This window comes from Streptomyces sp. NPDC087215, from assembly GCF_044744885.1.
Taxonomy (GTDB): Bacteria; Actinomycetota; Actinomycetes; order Streptomycetales; family Streptomycetaceae; genus Streptomyces.
This window is the reverse complement of sequence record NZ_JBIUZD010000005.1, coordinates 399,693-417,234: the sequence shown is the minus strand read 5'-3', so window position 1 is coordinate 417,234 and position 17,542 is coordinate 399,693. Positions and strand designations below refer to the sequence as shown.

14 protein-coding genes are annotated in these 17,542 nt (G+C 73.7%); 11 read left to right on the top strand and 3 right to left on the bottom strand.

What is annotated here, in order from left to right; translation table 11 throughout:
- The first annotated feature begins 218 nt into the window (after positions 1 to 218).
- From ACIO92_RS17210 to nudC, 3 genes are read left to right on the top strand one after another with little or no spacing between them, the layout of a single operon-like run.
- On the top strand, positions 219 to 3,968 hold the full coding sequence (locus ACIO92_RS17210; RefSeq protein WP_402057552.1) for a UvrD-helicase domain-containing protein: 3,750 nt from the start codon (positions 219 to 221) through the stop codon (positions 3,966 to 3,968).
- Positions 3,969 to 3,978: 10 nt separating this feature from the next.
- Entirely contained in the window at positions 3,979 to 5,397 is a 1,419-nt protein-coding gene (locus tag ACIO92_RS17205; RefSeq protein ID WP_401236839.1) for a dipeptidase, read from the top strand.
- A 35-nt stretch (positions 5,398 to 5,432) separates the two neighbouring features.
- Positions 5,433 to 6,380 carry an NAD(+) diphosphatase gene (nudC, locus tag ACIO92_RS17200; protein WP_366440189.1) on the top strand — a complete coding sequence of 316 codons (948 nt, stop codon included), beginning with the start codon at positions 5,433 to 5,435 and terminating at the stop codon, positions 6,378 to 6,380.
- Between the two features lie 213 nt (positions 6,381 to 6,593).
- Here the strand turns inward: nudC and ACIO92_RS17195 are convergent, their stop codons facing one another.
- A complete protein-coding gene (locus tag ACIO92_RS17195) occupies positions 6,594 to 6,848 on the bottom strand; it encodes a glutaredoxin domain-containing protein (protein ID WP_366440190.1) in 255 nt (84 codons plus the stop codon).
- Positions 6,849 to 6,995: 147 nt separating this feature from the next.
- Here ACIO92_RS17195 and ACIO92_RS17190 point away from each other — a divergent pair, with 147 nt between their 5' ends.
- From ACIO92_RS17190 to ACIO92_RS17170, 5 genes are all read left to right on the top strand, one after another.
- Positions 6,996 to 9,170 carry an ATP-dependent DNA helicase UvrD2 gene (locus tag ACIO92_RS17190; protein WP_366440191.1) on the top strand — a complete coding sequence of 725 codons (2,175 nt, stop codon included), beginning with the start codon at positions 6,996 to 6,998 and terminating at the stop codon, positions 9,168 to 9,170.
- Between the two features lie 173 nt (positions 9,171 to 9,343).
- Positions 9,344 to 9,688: a hypothetical protein gene (locus tag ACIO92_RS17185; protein ID WP_402281631.1), complete on the top strand. Its 345-nt coding sequence runs from the start codon at positions 9,344 to 9,346 to the stop codon at positions 9,686 to 9,688.
- Between the two features lie 172 nt (positions 9,689 to 9,860).
- The gene (locus ACIO92_RS17180; protein WP_366440193.1) at positions 9,861 to 10,229 is read left to right on the top strand and encodes a WhiB family transcriptional regulator; all 369 of its coding nucleotides are present in this window, start codon (positions 9,861 to 9,863) and stop codon (positions 10,227 to 10,229) included.
- On the top strand, positions 10,226 to 10,549 hold the full coding sequence (locus ACIO92_RS17175) for a hypothetical protein (RefSeq protein ID WP_351781668.1): 324 nt from the start codon (positions 10,226 to 10,228) through the stop codon (positions 10,547 to 10,549). Before ACIO92_RS17180 ends, ACIO92_RS17175 begins: the two co-directional genes overlap by 4 nt.
- A 160-nt stretch (positions 10,550 to 10,709) precedes the next feature.
- Positions 10,710 to 10,892, top strand: a complete 183-nt coding sequence (locus ACIO92_RS17170; RefSeq protein WP_366440194.1) for a hypothetical protein — start codon at positions 10,710 to 10,712, stop codon at positions 10,890 to 10,892.
- Positions 10,893 to 11,366: 474 nt separating this feature from the next.
- Here the strand turns inward: ACIO92_RS17170 and ACIO92_RS17165 are convergent, their stop codons facing one another.
- Positions 11,367 to 12,764 carry an ABC1 kinase family protein gene (locus ACIO92_RS17165; protein ID WP_402281634.1) on the bottom strand — a complete coding sequence of 466 codons (1,398 nt, stop codon included), beginning with the start codon at positions 12,762 to 12,764 and terminating at the stop codon, positions 11,367 to 11,369.
- Positions 12,757 to 14,157: a ThiF family adenylyltransferase gene (locus ACIO92_RS17160; RefSeq protein WP_401236844.1), complete on the bottom strand. Its 1,401-nt coding sequence runs from the start codon at positions 14,155 to 14,157 to the stop codon at positions 12,757 to 12,759. Before ACIO92_RS17160 ends, ACIO92_RS17165 begins: the two co-directional genes overlap by 8 nt.
- Before the next feature lie 297 nt (positions 14,158 to 14,454).
- Between ACIO92_RS17160 and ACIO92_RS17155 the strand changes: the two genes are divergently transcribed.
- The 3 genes from ACIO92_RS17155 to ACIO92_RS17145 all read left to right on the top strand — a co-directional run bounded on the left by ACIO92_RS17155 (position 14,455) and on the right by ACIO92_RS17145 (position 17,532).
- Positions 14,455 to 15,030, top strand: a complete 576-nt coding sequence (locus ACIO92_RS17155; protein ID WP_366440197.1) for a M48 family metallopeptidase — start codon at positions 14,455 to 14,457, stop codon at positions 15,028 to 15,030.
- 118 nt (positions 15,031 to 15,148) lie between these two features.
- Positions 15,149 to 16,837, top strand: a complete 1,689-nt coding sequence (locus ACIO92_RS17150; RefSeq protein WP_402281636.1) for a TerD family protein — start codon at positions 15,149 to 15,151, stop codon at positions 16,835 to 16,837.
- A gap of 14 nt (positions 16,838 to 16,851) precedes the next feature.
- The gene (locus ACIO92_RS17145) at positions 16,852 to 17,532 is read left to right on the top strand and encodes an AIM24 family protein (protein ID WP_366440199.1); all 681 of its coding nucleotides are present in this window, start codon (positions 16,852 to 16,854) and stop codon (positions 17,530 to 17,532) included.
- Positions 17,533 to 17,542 lie beyond the last annotated feature (10 nt).

Here is a 17,542-nt window from a genome sequence, read left to right as displayed (position 1 = left end):
GACCCCGAGCAGACCCCGAGCCGGTCCGACCCGTTCCGACCCGGTCCGTTCCGACCCGGTCCGGGCCGGGGTCGGCATCCTGAGGCAGCCCACGCGGCCCCGGTCCGGCCCGACCAGGTGCCCCGACCCGGCTCACCCCACCCCGCCGCCCCCGGTCCGACCCCGCCGCGTCCCCGCCCGCCCCCGCGTTGTCCGAGGTCCGCGTTAGCCTCTTTGGGGTGACCTCACGCATCACCGATCCCGAGCAGCTCAAGGAGCTCCTCGGCATCCCCTTCACACCGGAGCAGACGGCCTGCATCACCGCGCCGCTCGCCCCGCAGGTCGTCGTGGCCGGAGCGGGCTCGGGCAAGACGACGGTGATGGCCGCCCGGGTGGTCTGGCTGGTGGGGACCGGGCAGGTCGCGCCCGAGCAGGTCCTCGGCCTCACCTTCACCAACAAGGCGGCGGGCGAGCTGGCCGAGCGCGTCCGCACCGCCCTCGTCCGCGCGGGCGTCACGGGCCCCGACACCTTCCCGGCCCCCAGCCCGCCGCCGGGACCGACCGGACCCACCGGCCCTGCTGGCCCCTCCGGACCCCCCGGCCCCCCGGCCGCACCCCCCGGCCTCGACCCCGACGCCGTCCCCGGCGAGCCCCGCATCTCCACGTACCACGCGTTCGCCGGACAGCTCCTCACCGACCACGGCCTCCGCATCGGTCTCGAACCCACCTCCCGGCTCCTCGCCGACGCCACCCGCTACCAGCTCGCCGCGCGCGTGCTGCGCGAGGCGCCCGGCCCCTACCCGGCCCTCACCCGGTCGTTCCCCACCCTCGTCACCGACCTCCTCGCCCTCGACGCGGAACTGGCCGAGCACCTCGTACCGCCGGAACGGCTCAGGACGTACGACTCCGAGCTGCTCACCGCCCTCGCCGACGCCCGGCTCAGCAACGCCGAACTGCGCAAGGTCCCCGACGCCGCCGCCGCCCGCCGGGAACTCCTCGGCCTCGTCGTCCGCTACCGGGCCGCCAAGCGCTCCCGCGACCTCCTCGACTTCGGCGACCAGATCGCCCGCTCCGCCGAGCTGGCCACCACCCGCCCCGAAGTCGGCGAGATCCTCCGCGCGGAGTTCCGGGTCGTGCTCCTCGACGAGTACCAGGACACCTCCGTCGCCCAGCGGCTGCTGCTCTCCGGACTCTTCGGCCAGGGCCCCTCCGGCGGCCCCACCGGGCACGCGGTGACCGCGGTCGGCGACCCCTGCCAGGCCATCTACGGCTGGCGCGGCGCCTCCGTCGCCAACCTCGACGACTTCCCCGAGCACTTCCCGCACCGGGACGGCAGCCCCGCCGACCGCTACTCGCTCTCCGAGAACCGGCGCAGCGGCGGCCGGCTCCTCGACCTCGCCAACGGCCTCGCCGCCCCCCTGCGCGCGATGCACGCGGGCGTGGAGGCGCTGCGGCCCGCACCCGGCGCCGAGCGGGACGGCACCGTACGGGTGGCCCTGCTGTCCACCCACGCCGAGGAGATCGACTGGCTCGCCGACTCCCTCGCCCACCTCGTCCGCACCGGCCGCGAGCCCGGCGAGATCGCCGTCCTGTGCCGGACCGCCACCGACTTCCCCGCGATCCACGCGGCCCTCGTCGCCCGTGACGTGCCCGTGGAGGTCGTCGGGCTCTCCGGACTGCTCCACCTGCCCGAGATCGCCGACCTCGTCGCCGTCTGCGAGGTCCTCCAGGACCCGGGGGCCAACGCCTCCCTGGTCCGGCTCCTCACCGGCCCCCGCTGGCGCATCGGCCCCCGCGACCTCGCCCTCCTCGGCCGCCGCGCCCGTTTCCTCGTGCACCGGGGCGGCGAAGGGCCGGACCCCGAGCAGCGGCTCGCCGCAGCCGTCGAGGGCGTCGACCCGGCCGAGGTCGTGTCCCTCGCCGACGCGCTCGACACCTTCCTGGACTCCGGCGGCGCGGCCGACGACGGTCTGGCGTTCTCCACCGAGGCCCGGGTCCGCTTCGCGCACCTCGCAGCCGAGCTGCGCTCCCTGCGCGGCTCGCTCGCCGACCCCCTGATGGACGTGCTGCACCGGGTGCTCGGCACGACCGGCCTGGAGGTCGAGCTGTCCGCCTCGCCGCACGCGCTGGCCGCCCGCCGCCGCGAGACCCTCGGGCACTTCCTCGACGTCGCCGCCGGTTTCGCCTCGCTCGACGGCGAGGCGAGCCTCCTCGCCTTCCTCGGCTTTCTGCGGACCTCCGTCCAGTACGAGAAGGGCCTCGACAACGCGCTGCCCGGCGGAGAGAACACCGTGAAGGTCCTCACCGCCCACAAGTCCAAGGGGCTCGAGTGGGACGTCGTCGCCGTCCCCGGTCTGGTCACCGGCCAGTTCCCGAGCGCCCGCGCCCGCGAGTCGTGGACCTCCCAGCCGCAGGTCCTCCCGCACGCCCTGCGCGGCGACGCGCCCACCCTGCCCGGCATCGGCGGCTGGGACGCCAAGGCACTGACCGCGTTCAAGAACGAGATGCGGGACCACCAGCACACCGAGGAACTGCGCCTCGGCTACGTCACCTTCACCCGTCCCCGCTCCCTCCTGCTCGGCTCGGGCCACTGGTGGGGCCCTTCGCAGAAGAAGCCCCGGGGCCCCTCGGACTTCCTGACCGCCCTGTACGAGCACTGCCTGGCGGGCCACGGCGAGATCGAGGAATGGGCGGACGAACCGGAGCCGGACACGGAGAACCCGACGCTGGCGGACGCGGACCGCGACCGGGCCTGGCCGCTGCCGCTGGACGAGGAGTCGTTCCGGCACCGCCGGGCCGCGGCGGACCTGGTACGCGACCGGCTGCGCACCCTCACCCGGGGAACCCGAACCCCGGGCCTCCCGGTCGCCACCCCCGGGAATCCCGTACGGGACGAGGACCCCGCCCGGCCGGACGAACCCCGCAGGGACGAGGACCCCGCCTGGGCGGACGCCCCTCTCTGGGACGAGGAGCCCGCCGGGGAGGAGGACGAGGAGACCCTCCCCGAGGACGCCCACGCGGACGCGGTCCCCGCCCCCAGGGACCCGGCCCCGCCGACGGAACCGCCCACCGGGGCGCCGCCCCCGGAGCCGTACACCGCCCCCCGGCCCCCGGAGCCGTACGCCGGGGGCGCCCCCGGGCACGCCCCCGAGGCCCCTCGGGGAACCCTCAGGGACACCCCCGAAGGCACCCCCGAGCACGCGCTCGGGGACGCCCCCGACACGCCCCCCGGCCTCACCCCCGAGGACGCCCGGACCGTCGCCTCCTGGGACCGTGACCTCACCGCGCTCACCACCGAGCTCCGCCGCGCCCGCGCCACCACCCGGGACGTCGTGCTCCCCGCGTACCTCTCCGCCTCCCAGGTGCTGCGGCTCGCGGCCGACCCCGACGGCTTCGCCCAGGAGCTCGCCCGGCCCATGCCCACCGCGCCGCAGCCCGCCGCCCGCCGGGGCACCCGCTTCCACGCCTGGGTGGAGTCCCGGTTCGAGGAACTGCCGCTGCCGTTCCTCGGCCCCGAGGACCTGCCCGGCGGGGAGGACTTCGCGGGCGAGCCCGAGATCCTCGACGAGCGGGACCTCGACGAACTCAAGGAGGCCTTCGCCCGCACCCCGTACGCCCACCGCACCCCCCACCGCGTCGAGGTCCCCGTCCACCTCACGCTCGGCGGCCGGGTCGTCCGGGGCCGGATCGACGCCGTCTACCGGGACCCCGACTCCGGCGCGTACGAGATCGTCGACTGGAAGACCAGCAGACACCGCACCGCCGACCCCCTCCAGCTCGCGCTCTACCGGCTGGCCTGGGCCGAACAGCACGGCCTCGCGCCCGAGGACGTGGCCGCCGCCTTCGTGTACGTGCGCACCGGCGAGGTCGCCCGGCCCGCCCGGCTGCCCGGCCGCGCCGAACTGGAGGCGCTGCTGCTCGGCACCACACCCCCGGACGGCGCCGGGGAGGCCCTCCTGAGGAGCGGGGCACCCCCCGGCGCCGGATAGGCTCGGGGGTATGAGCGAGACCCCGGACAGCGCCGTCCACGCCGTACGCACGTACATCGAGCAGCACCGTGCCGCCTTCCTCGACGACCTCGCCGAGTGGCTGCGCATCCCCTCCGTGTCCGCCCAGCCGGACCGGGCCGGGGACGTACGCCGCAGCGCCGAATGGCTCGCCGCCGCACTCACGCGGACCGGCTTCACCACCGCCGAGATCTGGGAGACCGAAGGGGCCCCCGCCGTCTTCGCCGAATGGCCCTCCGACGACCCGGAAGCGCCGACCGTCCTGGTCTACGGCCACCACGACGTGCAGCCCGCCGCCCGCGAGGACGGCTGGCGGACCGATCCCTTCGAGCCGACCGTGATCGACGGCCGGATGTACGCGCGCGGTGCCGCCGACGACAAGGGGCAGGTGTTCTTCCACACCCTCGGCGTCCGCGCCCACCTCGCCGCCACCGGCCGCACGGCCCCCGCCGTCCACCTCAAACTGCTCGTCGAGGGCGAGGAGGAGTCCGGCTCCCCGCACTTCCGCGCCCTGGTCGAGGCCCACGCCGAGCGGCTCGCCGCCGACGCCGTGATCGTCTCCGACACCGGCATGTGGTCCGAGACCACCCCCACCGTCTGCACCGGGATGCGCGGTGTCGCCGACTGCGAGATCGAGCTGTACGGCCCCGACCAGGACATCCACTCCGGTTCCTTCGGCGGCGCCGTCCCCAACCCGGCCACCCTCGCGGGCCGGATCGTCGCCGCCCTCCACGACGCCGACGAGCGCGTGGCGATCCCCGGCTTCTACGAAGGCGTGACGGAACTCACCGAGGCCGAGCGCGCCCTCGTCGCCGAACTGCCCTTCGACGAGGCGGCCTGGCTGCGCACGGCGAAGTCGCACGGCACCCTCGGCGAGGCGGGCTTCTCCACCCTGGAGCGGGTCTGGGCCCGCCCCACCGCCGAGGTCAACGGCATCGGCGGCGGCTACCAGGGCCCCGGCGGCAAGACGATCGTCCCCGCCTCCGCCCAGCTCAAGCTGTCCTTCCGGCTGGTCTCGGGACAGGACCCCGACAAGATCGAACTGGCCGTACGGGACTGGCTCGCCGGACTCGTCCCCGAGGGCATCCGGTACGGGATCGTCTTCGGCGCCCCGACCCGCCCCTGTCTGACCCCGCTCGACCACCCGGCCCTCAAGGCGGTCGCCGGGGCGATGAGCCGCGCCTTCGACGGCGCCAAGGTCCGCTACACCCGCGAGGGCGGATCGGGACCGGCCGCCGACCTCCAGGACGTCCTGGGGGCGCCCGTCCTCTTCCTCGGCATCTCCGTCCCGTCCGACGGCTGGCACGCCCCCGACGAGAAGATCGAGCTCGGTCTCCTCATGAAGGGCGTCGAGACGACCGCGCACCTGTGGGGCGACCTGCCCGCCGCCCTCCGCACCGCCGCGCGCTGAACCCACACACCGATCCGGGGGAGTTGGAAGCACCTGTGAGCCCATTGAAGAACGTGCCGCCGGACCGCCCGATCTCGCTCACCGCCCCGAGCGGCATCGACCGCTCCGCCCACCACCGCCTCGACGAGGCGTGGCTCGCGGCCGCCTGGAGCCACCCCACCACCCGTGTCTTCGTGGTCTCCGGGGGGCAGGTGCTCATCGACGACCTGCCCGACGGCACCACCACACTCGTCATGACCCCGGCGTTCGAGGCGCCGGTCACCGAGACCCACCGCTACTTCCTGGGCACGGACGCCGACGGCGTCTCCTACTTCGCGCTCCAGAAGGACTCCCTGCCGGGCCGCATGGACCAGTCGGCCCGCCCCGCCGGGCTGCGCGAGGCGGGGCTGCTGCTCTCGGACCGCGAGGCGGGCCTGATGGTGCACGCCGTGGCCCTGGAGAACTGGCAGCGCCTGCACCGCTTCTGCTCCCGCTGCGGCGAGCGGACCGTGATCGCCGCCGCCGGACACATCCGCCGCTGCCAGGCCTGCGGGGCCGAGCACTACCCGCGTACCGACCCCGCGGTGATAATGCTGGTCACCGACGACCAGGACCGGGCGCTCCTGGGCCGCCAGGTCCACTGGCCGGAAGGCCGTTTCTCGACCCTGGCCGGTTTCGTCGAGCCGGGCGAGTCCATCGAGCAGTCGGTGGCCCGCGAGGTCTTCGAGGAGGCGGGCGTCACGGTCGGCGAGGTCGAGTACATCGCCAGCCAGCCCTGGCCGTTCCCTTCCAGCCTGATGCTCGGCTTCTTCGCCCGCGCCTCCTCCTCGGAGATCACCGTGGACGGCGAGGAGATCCACGAGGCCCGCTGGTTCTCCCGCGAGGAGCTGACCGCGGGCTTCGAGTCCGGCGAGGTGCTGCCCCCGTACGGCATCTCGATCGCCTCCCGCCTCATCGAACGCTGGTACGGCAAGCCGCTCCCGAAGCCGGGCGACCTGGTCTGAGCCGCCGGTCCGGGGCCCCGGGCGCGCGAGGGGGCCCCGGCGCGCGCGAGGAGGCCCCGGCCTCCGCGCGTGCTCCGGTTCCGGTTCCGGACAGGGAAGAACCCCCGGCCGGTGGCTCGTGCCCCGGCCGGGGGTTCTTCCCTGTGTCCCGCGCCCGGTGAACCGAGGGGACGGCGTACCCGAGGGGACCGACGTGTCCCGAGGAGGGAGAGGTCAGACGGCGAGAGCCTGCTTGACCTGCGCGAGGCTCGGGTTCGTCATGACCGACTCGGTACCCGAGGAGGCGACCACCAGCAGCGTGGGAACGGTCTGGTTGCCACCGTTGGCCTTCTCGACGAACGCCGCCGAATCGGGGTCCTGCTCGATGTTGATCTCGGTGTACGCGATGCCCTCGCGCTCCATCTGGCTCTTCAGCCGACGGCAGTAGCCGCACCAGGTGGTGCTGTACATCGTCACAGTGCCCTGCATGGCGAGGCGCTCCTCTTGGTTCGCTGACGGGTGCCAGAAGAAGAACGTACGCCGTGTCCGTCCCATTCCCGGCATTCGTATGACCGGCGGTGCTCCCCTGTGGACAAGCCTCCGCGTCCCGCTCGCCGGACCTGGCAGCATTGGAGGGTGACAGCAGCAACGCACTCCACTCTGTTCCCGCAGGTCCCGGAGACGGCCGACGCGGTGCTCGACGGGCTCGACCCCGAGCAGCGCGAGGTCGCCCTGGCCCTGACCGGCCCGGTGTGCGTGCTGGCGGGAGCCGGCACGGGCAAGACGCGGGCGCTCACCCACCGCATCGCCTACGGGGTGCGCTCGGGCAGACTCCAGCCCGCCAGCGTGCTGGCCGTCACCTTCACCAACCGTGCCGCGGGCGAGATGCGCGGACGGCTCCGGCAGCTCGGCGCGGGCGGCGTCCAGGCCCGCACGTTCCACTCCGCGGCCCTCCGCCAGCTCCAGTTCTTCTGGCCGAAAGCAGTCGGCGGCGAACTGCCCCGGCTGCTCGAACGGAAGATCCAGCTGGTCGCCGACGCGGCGGCCCGCTGCCGCATCCGCCTGGACCGCAACGAGCTGCGGGACGTCACCGCGGAGATCGAGTGGGCCAAGGTCACCCAGACCGTCCCCGCCGACTACCCCGCCGTCGTCGCCAAGGCCCTCAGGGACGCCCCCCGCGACCCGGCCGAGATCGGCCAGATCTACGCGCTGTACGAGCAGCTGAAGCGCGACCGCTCGGTGATCGACTTCGAGGACGTGCTGCTGCTCACCGTCGGCATCCTCCAGGACCGGCACGACATCGCGGACCAGATCCGGAGCCAATACCAGCACTTCGTGGTGGACGAGTACCAGGACGTCTCCCCGCTCCAGCAGCGGCTGCTCGACCTGTGGCTCGGCGAGCGGGACAACCTCTGCGTGGTCGGCGACGCCAGTCAGACGATCTACTCCTTCACCGGCGCCACCCCCGACCACCTGCTGAACTTCCGCACCCGCCACCCCGGCGCCACCGTGGTCAAGCTGGTCCGCGACTACCGCTCCACCCCGCAGGTCGTCCACCTCGCGAACGGACTCCTGAGCCAGGCCCGGGGCCGGGCCGCCGAGCACCGGCTCGAACTGATCTCCCAGCGCGACCAGGGCCCCGAGCCGGTCTACACGGAGTACGCCGACGAGCCGACCGAGGCCGAGGGCACCGCCCGGCGCGTCCGGGACCTCATCGCCGCCGGGGTCCCGGCGGGCGAGATCGCCGTCCTCTACCGGATCAACGCCCAGTCCGAGGTGTACGAGCAGGCCCTCGCCGACGCCGGGGTGCCCTACCAGCTGCGCGGCGCCGAGCGCTTCTTCGAGCGCCAGGAGGTACGGGAGGCGGGCATCGCCCTGCGCGGCGCGGCCCGCGCGGGCGGGAACGACTCCCTCCTCGACGACGCCGAGGACCTGCCCGCGCAGGTCAGGGCCGTACTGTCCACCAAGGGCTGGAACAGCCGGCCGCCCGCGGGCTCCGGCGCCGTCCGCGACCGCTGGGAATCCCTCGCCGCCCTCGTCCGGCTCGCCGAGGACTTCGCCCGCGCCCGGCCGGGCGCCACCCTCTCGGACCTGGTCGCCGAGCTCGACGAGCGGGCCGCCGCCCAGCACGCCCCGACCGTCCAGGGAGTGACGCTCGCCTCGCTGCACGCGGCCAAGGGCCTCGAATGGGACGCGGTCTTCCTGGTCGGCCTCACCGAGGGAATGCTCCCCATCACCTACGCGAAGACCGACGAGCAGATCGAGGAGGAGCGGCGCCTGCTGTACGTCGGCGTCACCCGCGCCCGGACGCATCTGACGCTCTCCTGGGCGCTCTCCCGCTCCCCGGGCGGCCGGGCCTCCCGGCGACCCAGCCGCTTCCTCAAGGGGCTGCGGCCCGGCTCCGGCTCCCTCGGCACCGTCACGTCCGGCGGCTCCGGCTCCTTCGAGCGGGGCACCGCCGCCCGGCGCGTGCCGCGCGGCCCGGTCCTGTGCCGGGTCTGCGGGGTGACCCTCACCGAGGCGGGCGCCATGAAGCTGCTGCGGTGCGAGGACTGCCCCTCGGACATGGACGAGGGCCTCTACGAGCGGCTCCGGGACTGGCGCTCCGAGCAGGCCAGGGAACTCGGCCAGCCCGCCTATTGCGTGTTCACCGACAAGACGCTGATGGCCATCGCCGAGCGGGTCCCCGCCACCGACGGTGAGCTCTCGGTGATCTCCGGTGTCGGCACCCGCAAGCTGCACCGCTTCGGCGTCGATGTCCTGGCCATCTGCGCAGGTGAGGAGGGTGGGGCGGGTGTCGAAGAGGGTTGATGGAAACTCGTCGGAAAAATAGTTTGCGCCTGCCCCGTCAGGCCCCATAGGTTCTTAACCACGAGAACAGCGGCTTCTTCGAAGCCCTGTCCTCGTGGTGTACTTGTCCAAATAAACATGAGGGCCCGGCTCGCACCCGAGTCCTCCGAGACGCCGAGAGGAGGCGAACCGCAGTGATCAGCTTCATCGACCAGACCAGCACCGCCGGCTTTGTCAGCACGGCCAAAATGACCGATCGCTCGGTCGCCTCCGCCTGCCCGCTCGGCTTCTCCGTCTCGGCTCTCATCGGCACCGGTCTGCCCGTCGCCGCCCTCCCTGTCACCGGTCTGTCCGGTCTCGGTGTGGCTGCCGCTCGGGCCCTGCGGGATGAGCGACCGACCAAGGCACTGGAAGCAGAAGCAGCGGGCAAGGCCACGGCCTATGACTTTGCGGCGACCGGTGCCGGAAACCAGCAGTTGACGCAGCACCACACAATGTGGGCCTTCCGTGGGCTCGAACCCTGGAGTGATCCAGTCTGATCCATGATCAGACCGGCGCCTTCAGGGCCGCGGAACCCCACCCGGGATCCGCGGCCCTTCTGTTTGTCCCCGAACGGGGACGACACCACGAAGACGCCTCGGGACAGCACCGCCCGGTACCAGCCGAAACCCCGGCCAACAGGCCGGAACGACCAGACGAGGAAAGAACACCGTGCAACTCGAAGCGCACGCCCCGTCCGTACCGCCTTCCGAAACGATCCCCCAGACCGGCCTCACGGAGGACCCCGCTTTGACCCCCCTCACCGCGCTCACCGCGCTCGACGACGCCATCGAGAACCTCGGCGTCCCCGTCCCGTGTCGCGCCTACGACCCCGAGGTGTTCTTCGCGGAGTCCCCGGCCGACGTCGAGTACGCCAAGTCCCTCTGCCGGACCTGCCCGCTCGTCGCCGCCTGCCTGGCCGGTGCCAAGGAGCGCCGCGAGCCCTGGGGCGTCTGGGGTGGCGAGCTCTTCGTCCAGGGCGTGGTCGTCGCCCGCAAGCGGCCCCGTGGCCGTCCGCGCAAGAACCCGGTCGCGGTATGAACGCCACCGGAACCATCGACCGTCCCCTCACGCACGATCCCCAGAAGCAGGCCCCGATGACCTCTTCCACCAGCGAGCCCGCCGGCTCCGCGACCCCAGCCTTCTCTCCCTCCGCCGCGCCCGTCGCGCGTCAGAACAGGACCCGTGAAATGCAACTCATCCCAGAAGCCTTGGCTCGTGCTCATATGCATGAGCGACAGCGTGAGGCCGACGCGCAACGCCAGGCCGTGCGCCTGATCGCCGCCCGGCGTATGCAGCGTCGCGCGGAGCGCGTCTCGCTCCGCGCCCGCCGCGCGCTGGCCATGGCCGTCATGCACTGAGGCCGCCTCCCGGAGCGCCCCGCCCGACGGCGGCCCTCCGGACGCGCCCAGCAGATCCCGCGCCCCTCAGGGGCGCGCCCCGCGGGGGCCGGTCCGAACGGACCGGCCCCCGCGGGGCGTTGCCGGGACGGTCGCCCTTCGTCGGGTTATCGTCACCAGGGTGAACGACGTCCGTACCCCCGAGGACCCCCTCGTCTGCTCGCGCTGCGGCAGGACCACCGAAACCTTGCCGCTGACCTGGACCTGTTCGATGGAGAACGGCCGACGCGCCTACTTCTGCGAGGACTGCGCCCGCGCCAACATCCGGGCCATCGAGGGCCGCCTCGACTCCACCTGGTGGTGAGCCCCGGTCCGGTCCCGGGACACCGGGATCATGCCGCCGCGCGGGTCATCGTGCGGGCCGCCCTGAGCCGGGGCCGCCGCGCAAGAAGAACAACCCCGGCTTCCCCCCCCGCCCCCGCCCCTCCCTCCCCTCCCCTCGCTCTTCCCCTCTCCGGTCCTGGCACCGGCCCCGTTGCGGGGCCGGTCCACGGAGAAGTGCTCCGCGTGCGCGGTGGGCGGCTCGACGCCCCTGGGATCGAGCGCCGCCGTAGGAACGCGCGTCCCGGCCCCGGTCCGGCGCGCCATGACGAGCGGGACCGCCTGCCCACCGTCGCCGTCGGCAGGTTCCCAGGCCCCTCTCCGGAGAACCGCCGACCGTCGTCACGGTCGAACCCCGCCCTTCCAGCCCCCGCCCTTCCAGCTCCGTAAGGAACGTCCCCGTCCCGCTGGAACACCAGCCGGTCCATGACCTGGCGGGAGGGTCACGGAGCCGTTCTCAGGACGGCTTCTCCTCGGTGGCTGTGGCTGTGGCGGTGCTGGTGGCGGTGGCGGTGCTGGGGGTGACGAATCCGGGGAGCCACTCCTCCAGCTCGTCCCGCAGCCGGACCGTCGCGCCGAGCTGGCACAGCACCCCGATGGTGCTCAGCGTCACCCGGTGTATCAGCAGGTACGACGGCGGCAGGTTCAACTGCTTGCCCAACTGGTGGGCGGGGGAGCGGGGGTCGGCGATCCGGGCCGCCTGGGTCCGCATCCAGCCCCGGGTGAAGCGGAAGGACTCCGCCTCCGCCGGTTCGATGATCGGCAGCAGGTACTCCAGGACCGCGTCCGGATCGAGCGCCACGGACTCCTTGACGAAGCCCTCCGCCCGCAGTGACGCGTAGACACCCTCCGCCTCGCCCGCGAGCGTCAGCCGCAGACAGCGCCCGATCGTCTCCGGCAGTCCGCCCGGCAGCCGGTCCACCGTGCCGAAGTCCAGCACACCGAGCCGCCAGCCCGCGAGGCCCGCGTCCTCGTCGTCGCCCGGCAGCAGCCGGAAGTTCCCCGGGTGCGGATCGGCGTGCAGCAGCCCCGTGCGCGCCGGACCAGAGAAGAGGAAGCGGGCGAGGAGCTGCCCGGCCCGGTCCCGCTGCTCCGGCGTGCCGTCCGCGATCACCTCCGCGAGCGGGACGCCCTCCATCCACTCGGTCACCAGGACCTGCTCCGCCCGGTGCACCACCGCGGGCACCCGCACATCGGGATCGTCCGCGAACTCCTCCGCGTGCCTCTGCTGCGCCGCCGCCTCCAGGCCGTAGTCCAGCTCCTCGGACACCCGGTCCCGCATCTCGGCGATCAGCGGCTTGATGTCCATGCCGGGGATCAGCGGGCCCAGGAGACGGGCGAACCGGCTCAGCTGCGTCAGGTCCGAGAGCAGGGCCTCCCCGGCGCCCGGATACTGCACCTTGACCGCGACCTCGCGCCCGTCGTGCCAGACCGCCCGGTGCACCTGCCCGATGGAGGCGGCGGCCGCGGGCTTGTCCTCGAACTCCAGGAACAACTCGCGCCAGCCCTCACCGAGGCGCTCCTCCAGGACCGCGTGCACCGTTCGCGTCGGCATCGGCGGCGCCGCGTCCTGAAGCTTCGTCAGCGCCGCCCGATAGGGTCCGGCGACCTCCTCGGGAAGGGCCGACTCGAAGACGGAGAGCGCCTGCCCGAACTTCATGGCCCCTCCCTTCAGCTCGCCCAGGACCTTGAACAACTGCTCGGCCGTGCGCTGCTGGAGCTCGCGGGCGACCAGCTCGGCCGATCTCCCGCCGATCCGCTTGCCCAGGCCCCAGGTGGCCCGGCCCGCGAAGCCGAGCGGCAACGCGGCCAACTTGGCGGTCCGGGTGACCGCCTTCCGGGGAAGATCAGACATACGCCCCTCCAAAACCCAGACTGCCGTGCCGCGCAGGGCCGTTCCCCGCCATTGTGTCCTGCGTCCCTCCGGCCGACGAGGTGCGCTCCCCTTCCGTCACCCGCGCCGCCCCACACGGGCAGGCCGGATGCGGCCTCAGCCGCTCCGCCCGCCACTCCAGCAACGGCAGTGACGTCTCCCAGCGGGTGCCCGTGCTCGCCGGGAGGTCCCCGTCCAGGAACGCGAGCGCGTGCGCGGCGGCCAGCCCCGCCACCGCCGTCGCCAGCCCCAGATCGCAGGCGGGCAGCGGCTGCGGCGCGCCCGAGCGCCACTGGGCGAGCAGCCGGGGCCAGTCCGGCTCCCCGTCCGTCCGGCCCTCCTGGAGACAGCGCGCGCAGGCGGTGCCGCCCGGCAGCACGAGCGGCCCGACCGCGCCCGTCGCCTCCAGGACCCCCGCGTAGAGATGGGGGGTGCCGGTGGCGATCCAGGGTCCGGCGGCGACCGGATCGGGGACGTACGCCCCGAGTCCGTCCCTCGGTGTCACCACGACGAGTGAAAGCCCGGCCCCGTCGACACCCTCACCCGGTCCACGGCCACGGCCCGCTCCACCTCGGCCACGCCCCGCTCCACCGCCACCTCCCCGGCCGTGGCCGTACTCCTGGTCGAGGCCACCACCACCCCCATGCCCCTGGCCATTGCCGGGCATCGGGTCACCGACGCCCCCCAGGCCACCGCCGCGCGCCGTGTCACCGTCTCGCCCCGGGCCCGCCGGTCCCGGCCCGTCCCTCCCGGCCCGGCCTCCCGGGCCGCCCCGCAGCCCCGGCCTTCTGCGCCACCGGCCGACCGAGCGCCGGGCCGCCGTCGCCCGCCGCTCGCCCACCGACTCGTCCGGCAGCCCGCCGGGGGAGGTCTCCCAGGGCTCGACCCGGCCCGAGTCCAGCACCTCGACCGTGCCCACGCCCGCCGCCGACAGCAGGGCCGCCACCGTCGTCCCCACCCGCCCCGCGCCCCTGACCTGGACGCGCAGCGCCCGCCGGGCCGCGAGGACCCGCACCGCCCGTCCCGGCTCGGGATGGACCACGGACAGCGAGGCCAGATCGGCGCGGAGCGGATCGAGGGCGGTGTCCCCGGGACCGGCCGCCGGTCCGGGCCTGCCGGGCCTGCCGTGCGCCGCGTCGGCGAGCAGCCCGGCCGACCGGAGCCGCCCGAGGAGCGCGTCGAGGTGCCCGTCCGGCAGGCCCCGCGCCCGCGCCTCGGCCCGCAGCAGCTCCACGCCCCGGGTGCCGTCGAGGAGCCCGAGCACCGCCGCCGTCTCCGGGGCGACCGGATCGAGCACCACCGCATGTGCCGGGGTGACGCCGAACTGGACGCGGCGCAGCCCCCGCCAGGCCCGCCGCAGCGCCGGTTTCACCATGGGATGCATTTCCCGCCCCCGCTCTCGTTCCGTACCCGCGTATTTCATGATCGACATCGGCTCTTTCGCCGTCCGGACCGAGAATGCCCCGCCGCCGCGGACCGCGCGGAAAGTTGTCCACAGGCGAGGGGGATTAGTCATTCGAATGCGCCCGGTCCGGGGCTGAGGAACAGCCCCGGAACAGCCCCTGAACAGCCTTGGACCGTTCAGGGACCCGACCCGGAACCGACCCCGACCCGACCCGGAACCACCCCCGGGACGGGACTTCCCCCGTCGGCAGCGGGTAACGTCGGGACCGTGCCCGCCGACCCACAGCGCAGCGTGACCGACGAACCGCACCGAGGTGCGGGGCCGAGCGCGGTCGAGGTCCGCAGAAGCGCGCGCCGGAGGAGAACCGTCTCGGCCTACCGCGAGGGCGACCGGACCGTGGTGCTCATCCCGGCCCGGATGTCCGAGGCGGAGGAGCGCCGCTGGGTCGGTGTGATGCTGGACAAGCTCGCCGCCCGGGAGAACCGGGGCGTCCTCGGGGACCGCGAGCTGACCGAGCGGGCGGGGCACCTCTCGGAGCAGTACCTGGAAGGCCGGGCCCGCCCCGGCTCGGTGCGCTGGGTCACCAACCAGAACAGCCGCTGGGGCTCCTGCACCCCCGCCGAGGGCAGCATCCGGCTCTCCCACCGGCTCAGGGGTATGCCCGAGTACGTCGTCGACTACGTCCTCCTGCACGAGCTGGCCCATCTGCTCGTCCCCGGGCACGGACCGGAGTTCTGGCGGCTCCTGGACGCCTATCCGCGCACCGAGCGGGCCCGCGGCTACCTGGAGGGCGTGGCCGCCGCCGACCGCCTCCCGCACCCGCCGGGCGCGCACGGGGAATGAGCTTCGGGGCTGTTTCCCGATTCCGTACCGAAATCCACCTGCCCTGTCTCGATGTCGTACCCAGCGGTTAGCCTGGCGCGAGCACACAGCCATTCGGGATGGGGGACGGTCGTAACGCATGGCCAGGGAATTCCAACGCGGCCACAAGGCCAGGATCAGTGATCTGACCGCGGGGACGGATCTGTACGTCGGCGTCCAGATCTCGGCACCCGGACTGAGCTTCGACATCAGCTGCTTCGGGCTCGACGCCGAGGAGCGGCTCTCCGACGACCGGTACTTCGTCTTCTTCAACCAGCCGAAGACGCCCGAGGAGTCCGTCCAGCTGCTGGGCGCCCAGGCCGGTGACACCGAGTCCTTCCGCGTCACGCTCGACCGTGTCCCCGCGCACGTCCACAGGCTGTCCTTCACCGCGACCGTCGACGGCGCGGGCCAGATGTCCCAGATCGGCCCCGGCCACCTGCGGATCGTGGCGGGCGGCGAGGAGGTCGCGCGGTACGCGTTCACCGGCTCGGAGTTCTCCACCGAGCGCGCGGTGATGCTGGGCGACTTCTACCTCAAGGACGTGTGGCGCTTCGCCGCCGTGGGCCAGGGCTTCGACGGCGGCCTGGACGCGCTCCTGCGCAACTTCGGCGGCGAGGTCGCCGAGGAGGAGCCCGCCGCCGAGCCGCAGCAGTCCCCGGCCCCCGGCTTCGCCCCGCCGCAGGCCGCCGAACCACCCGCCTTCGCACCGCCCGCCTTCGCACCGCCACCCGGGCCCGCCCCCGCGCCCCCGGCGCCCGCCCCCGCGTTCGGCGCGCCCGCCGCGCAGCCAGCGCCCGTGCTCCCGGCCCCCGCGCCCCCTGCTCCCGCACACCCGGGACCCGTGCCGCCGGTCCACACGGCACCCACGATGGTGGCCCCGCTGGTGCCCGCGCCCGTCCCGCCGCCCGGCCCGGCCCCCGCCCCCTACGGGCAGCCGCCGGGACCTCCCCCGTACGGCCAGATCCCCGGGCAGCCCCCGGGCCAGCACTCCGGCCAGTTCCCGGGCCAGCAGCCGCCCGGCCCCTACGGGCCGCCGCAGGGCCAGCCCCCTTACGGGCAGGCCGCCCCCGTCCCGTACGGGCAGACCCCGGCGCACGGTGTCCCGCAGGGCGTCCCAGCCGGTGGCGCGGGCCTCGCCGCCGCACTCGCGCCGTACAAGGAGACCGCCACCGGCGCCCGCTGGACCCCGCAGAACCAGCAGCTCATGCGGGTCGACCTCGGCACGGGCGGCTCTCCCGTCCTCGCCCGCCAGGGCTCCATGGTCATGTACCAGGGCAAGGTCGACTTCGGCTACAAGGGCGCGGGCTTCGCGGGCCGGATCGTCGGCAACGCCACGGGCCAGGAGATGCAGCTCATGCGCTGCACCGGCCGCGGCCAGGTCTTCCTCGCGGAGGAGGGCTCCCACCTGCACCCCATCGAGCTCCAGGGCGACGCCATCTGCGTCTCCGCCGAGAACGTCCTCGCGTTCGACGAGTCCCTCCAGTACGAGGTGCGGCGCATCGAGGGCCACGGCATCCCCGGCGGCGCCCTCTTCACCATGCAGTTCCAGGGCGCCGGCACCGTCGTCGTGAAGACCCACGGCATCCCCGTCGTGCTGCCCGTCACCCCGACCACCTTCGTCGACAGCAACGCCGTCGTCGCCTGGTCGGCCGCCTCCCAGGTCATCCTCTCCAGCCAGGTGCGGCTGCGCCGCAACGCCTACCCCGGCCACAGCGGCGAGACCGTGAACCTCCAGTTCCGGGGAGCCCCCGGCAACTTCGTCGTCGTCCAGCCCTACGAGGTCTGAGGGAGCCCGAAGACATGAACCAGCAACTCGCGGGCTACGCCCCGACCCCCGTCGTGGCCCGGATGGAGAACCACGGCCACGCCATGCTCAAGGTCGCCATGGCCTCCGGCCAGGACCTCTACGCCAGGACCGGCTCGATGATCGCCTACGAGGGCTTCATCGCCTACGAGCCCAACCCGCCCGCCGTCCGCCAGGTCGCACAGCAGTGGATCACCGGCGAGAGCACCCCGGTCATGAAGTGCTCCGGCGACGGACTGCTCTACCTCGCCGACTACGGCGCCGACGTCGTCGTGGTCAACCTCCAGAACGACTCCCTCTCCGTCAACGGCACCAACGTGCTCGCCTTCGACGCCCACCTGCAGTGGGGCGTCGAGCGGGTCAAGGGACTCGCCAAGATCGCCGGCCAGGGCCTGTTCAACGTGACGATCACCGGCACCGGCTGGATCGCCCTGACCTCCCGGGGCACCCCGGTCGTCGTCGACTGCGGAAGCGGCGAGGACGAGACGTACGTCGACCCCGACGCGCTCGTCGCCTGGTCGCCCTCGCTCAAGGTCAAGGGCAAGCGCAGCTTCAAGGCCTCCTCGCTCATCGGGCGGGGCAGCGGCGAGGCCTACCAGATGGCCTTCTCCGGCCAGGGAATCGTCGTCGTACAGCCGAGCGAGGACAGCACCGACCGCCTGCGGGCCCGGGGCTGAGGGAAGCGAG

Bases quoted from the DNA above. Each gene is read 5' to 3' on its own strand.
- ACIO92_RS17150 (WP_402281636.1), top strand. From the start codon at position 15,149: ATGGCCAGGGAATTCCAACGCGGCCACAAGGCCAGGATCAGTGATCTG.
- ACIO92_RS17165 (WP_402281634.1), bottom strand. From the start codon at position 12,764: ATGTCTGATCTTCCCCGGAAGGCGGTCACCCGGACCGCCAAGTTGGCC.
- ACIO92_RS17205 (WP_401236839.1), top strand. From the start codon at position 3,979: ATGAGCGAGACCCCGGACAGCGCCGTCCACGCCGTACGCACGTACATC.
- ACIO92_RS17195 (WP_366440190.1), bottom strand. From the start codon at position 6,848: ATGCAGGGCACTGTGACGATGTACAGCACCACCTGGTGCGGCTACTGC.
- ACIO92_RS17175 (WP_351781668.1), top strand. From the start codon at position 10,226: ATGAACGCCACCGGAACCATCGACCGTCCCCTCACGCACGATCCCCAG.
- ACIO92_RS17145 (WP_366440199.1), top strand. From the start codon at position 16,852: ATGAACCAGCAACTCGCGGGCTACGCCCCGACCCCCGTCGTGGCCCGG.
- ACIO92_RS17160 (WP_401236844.1), bottom strand. From the start codon at position 14,157: ATGGTGAAACCGGCGCTGCGGCGGGCCTGGCGGGGGCTGCGCCGCGTC.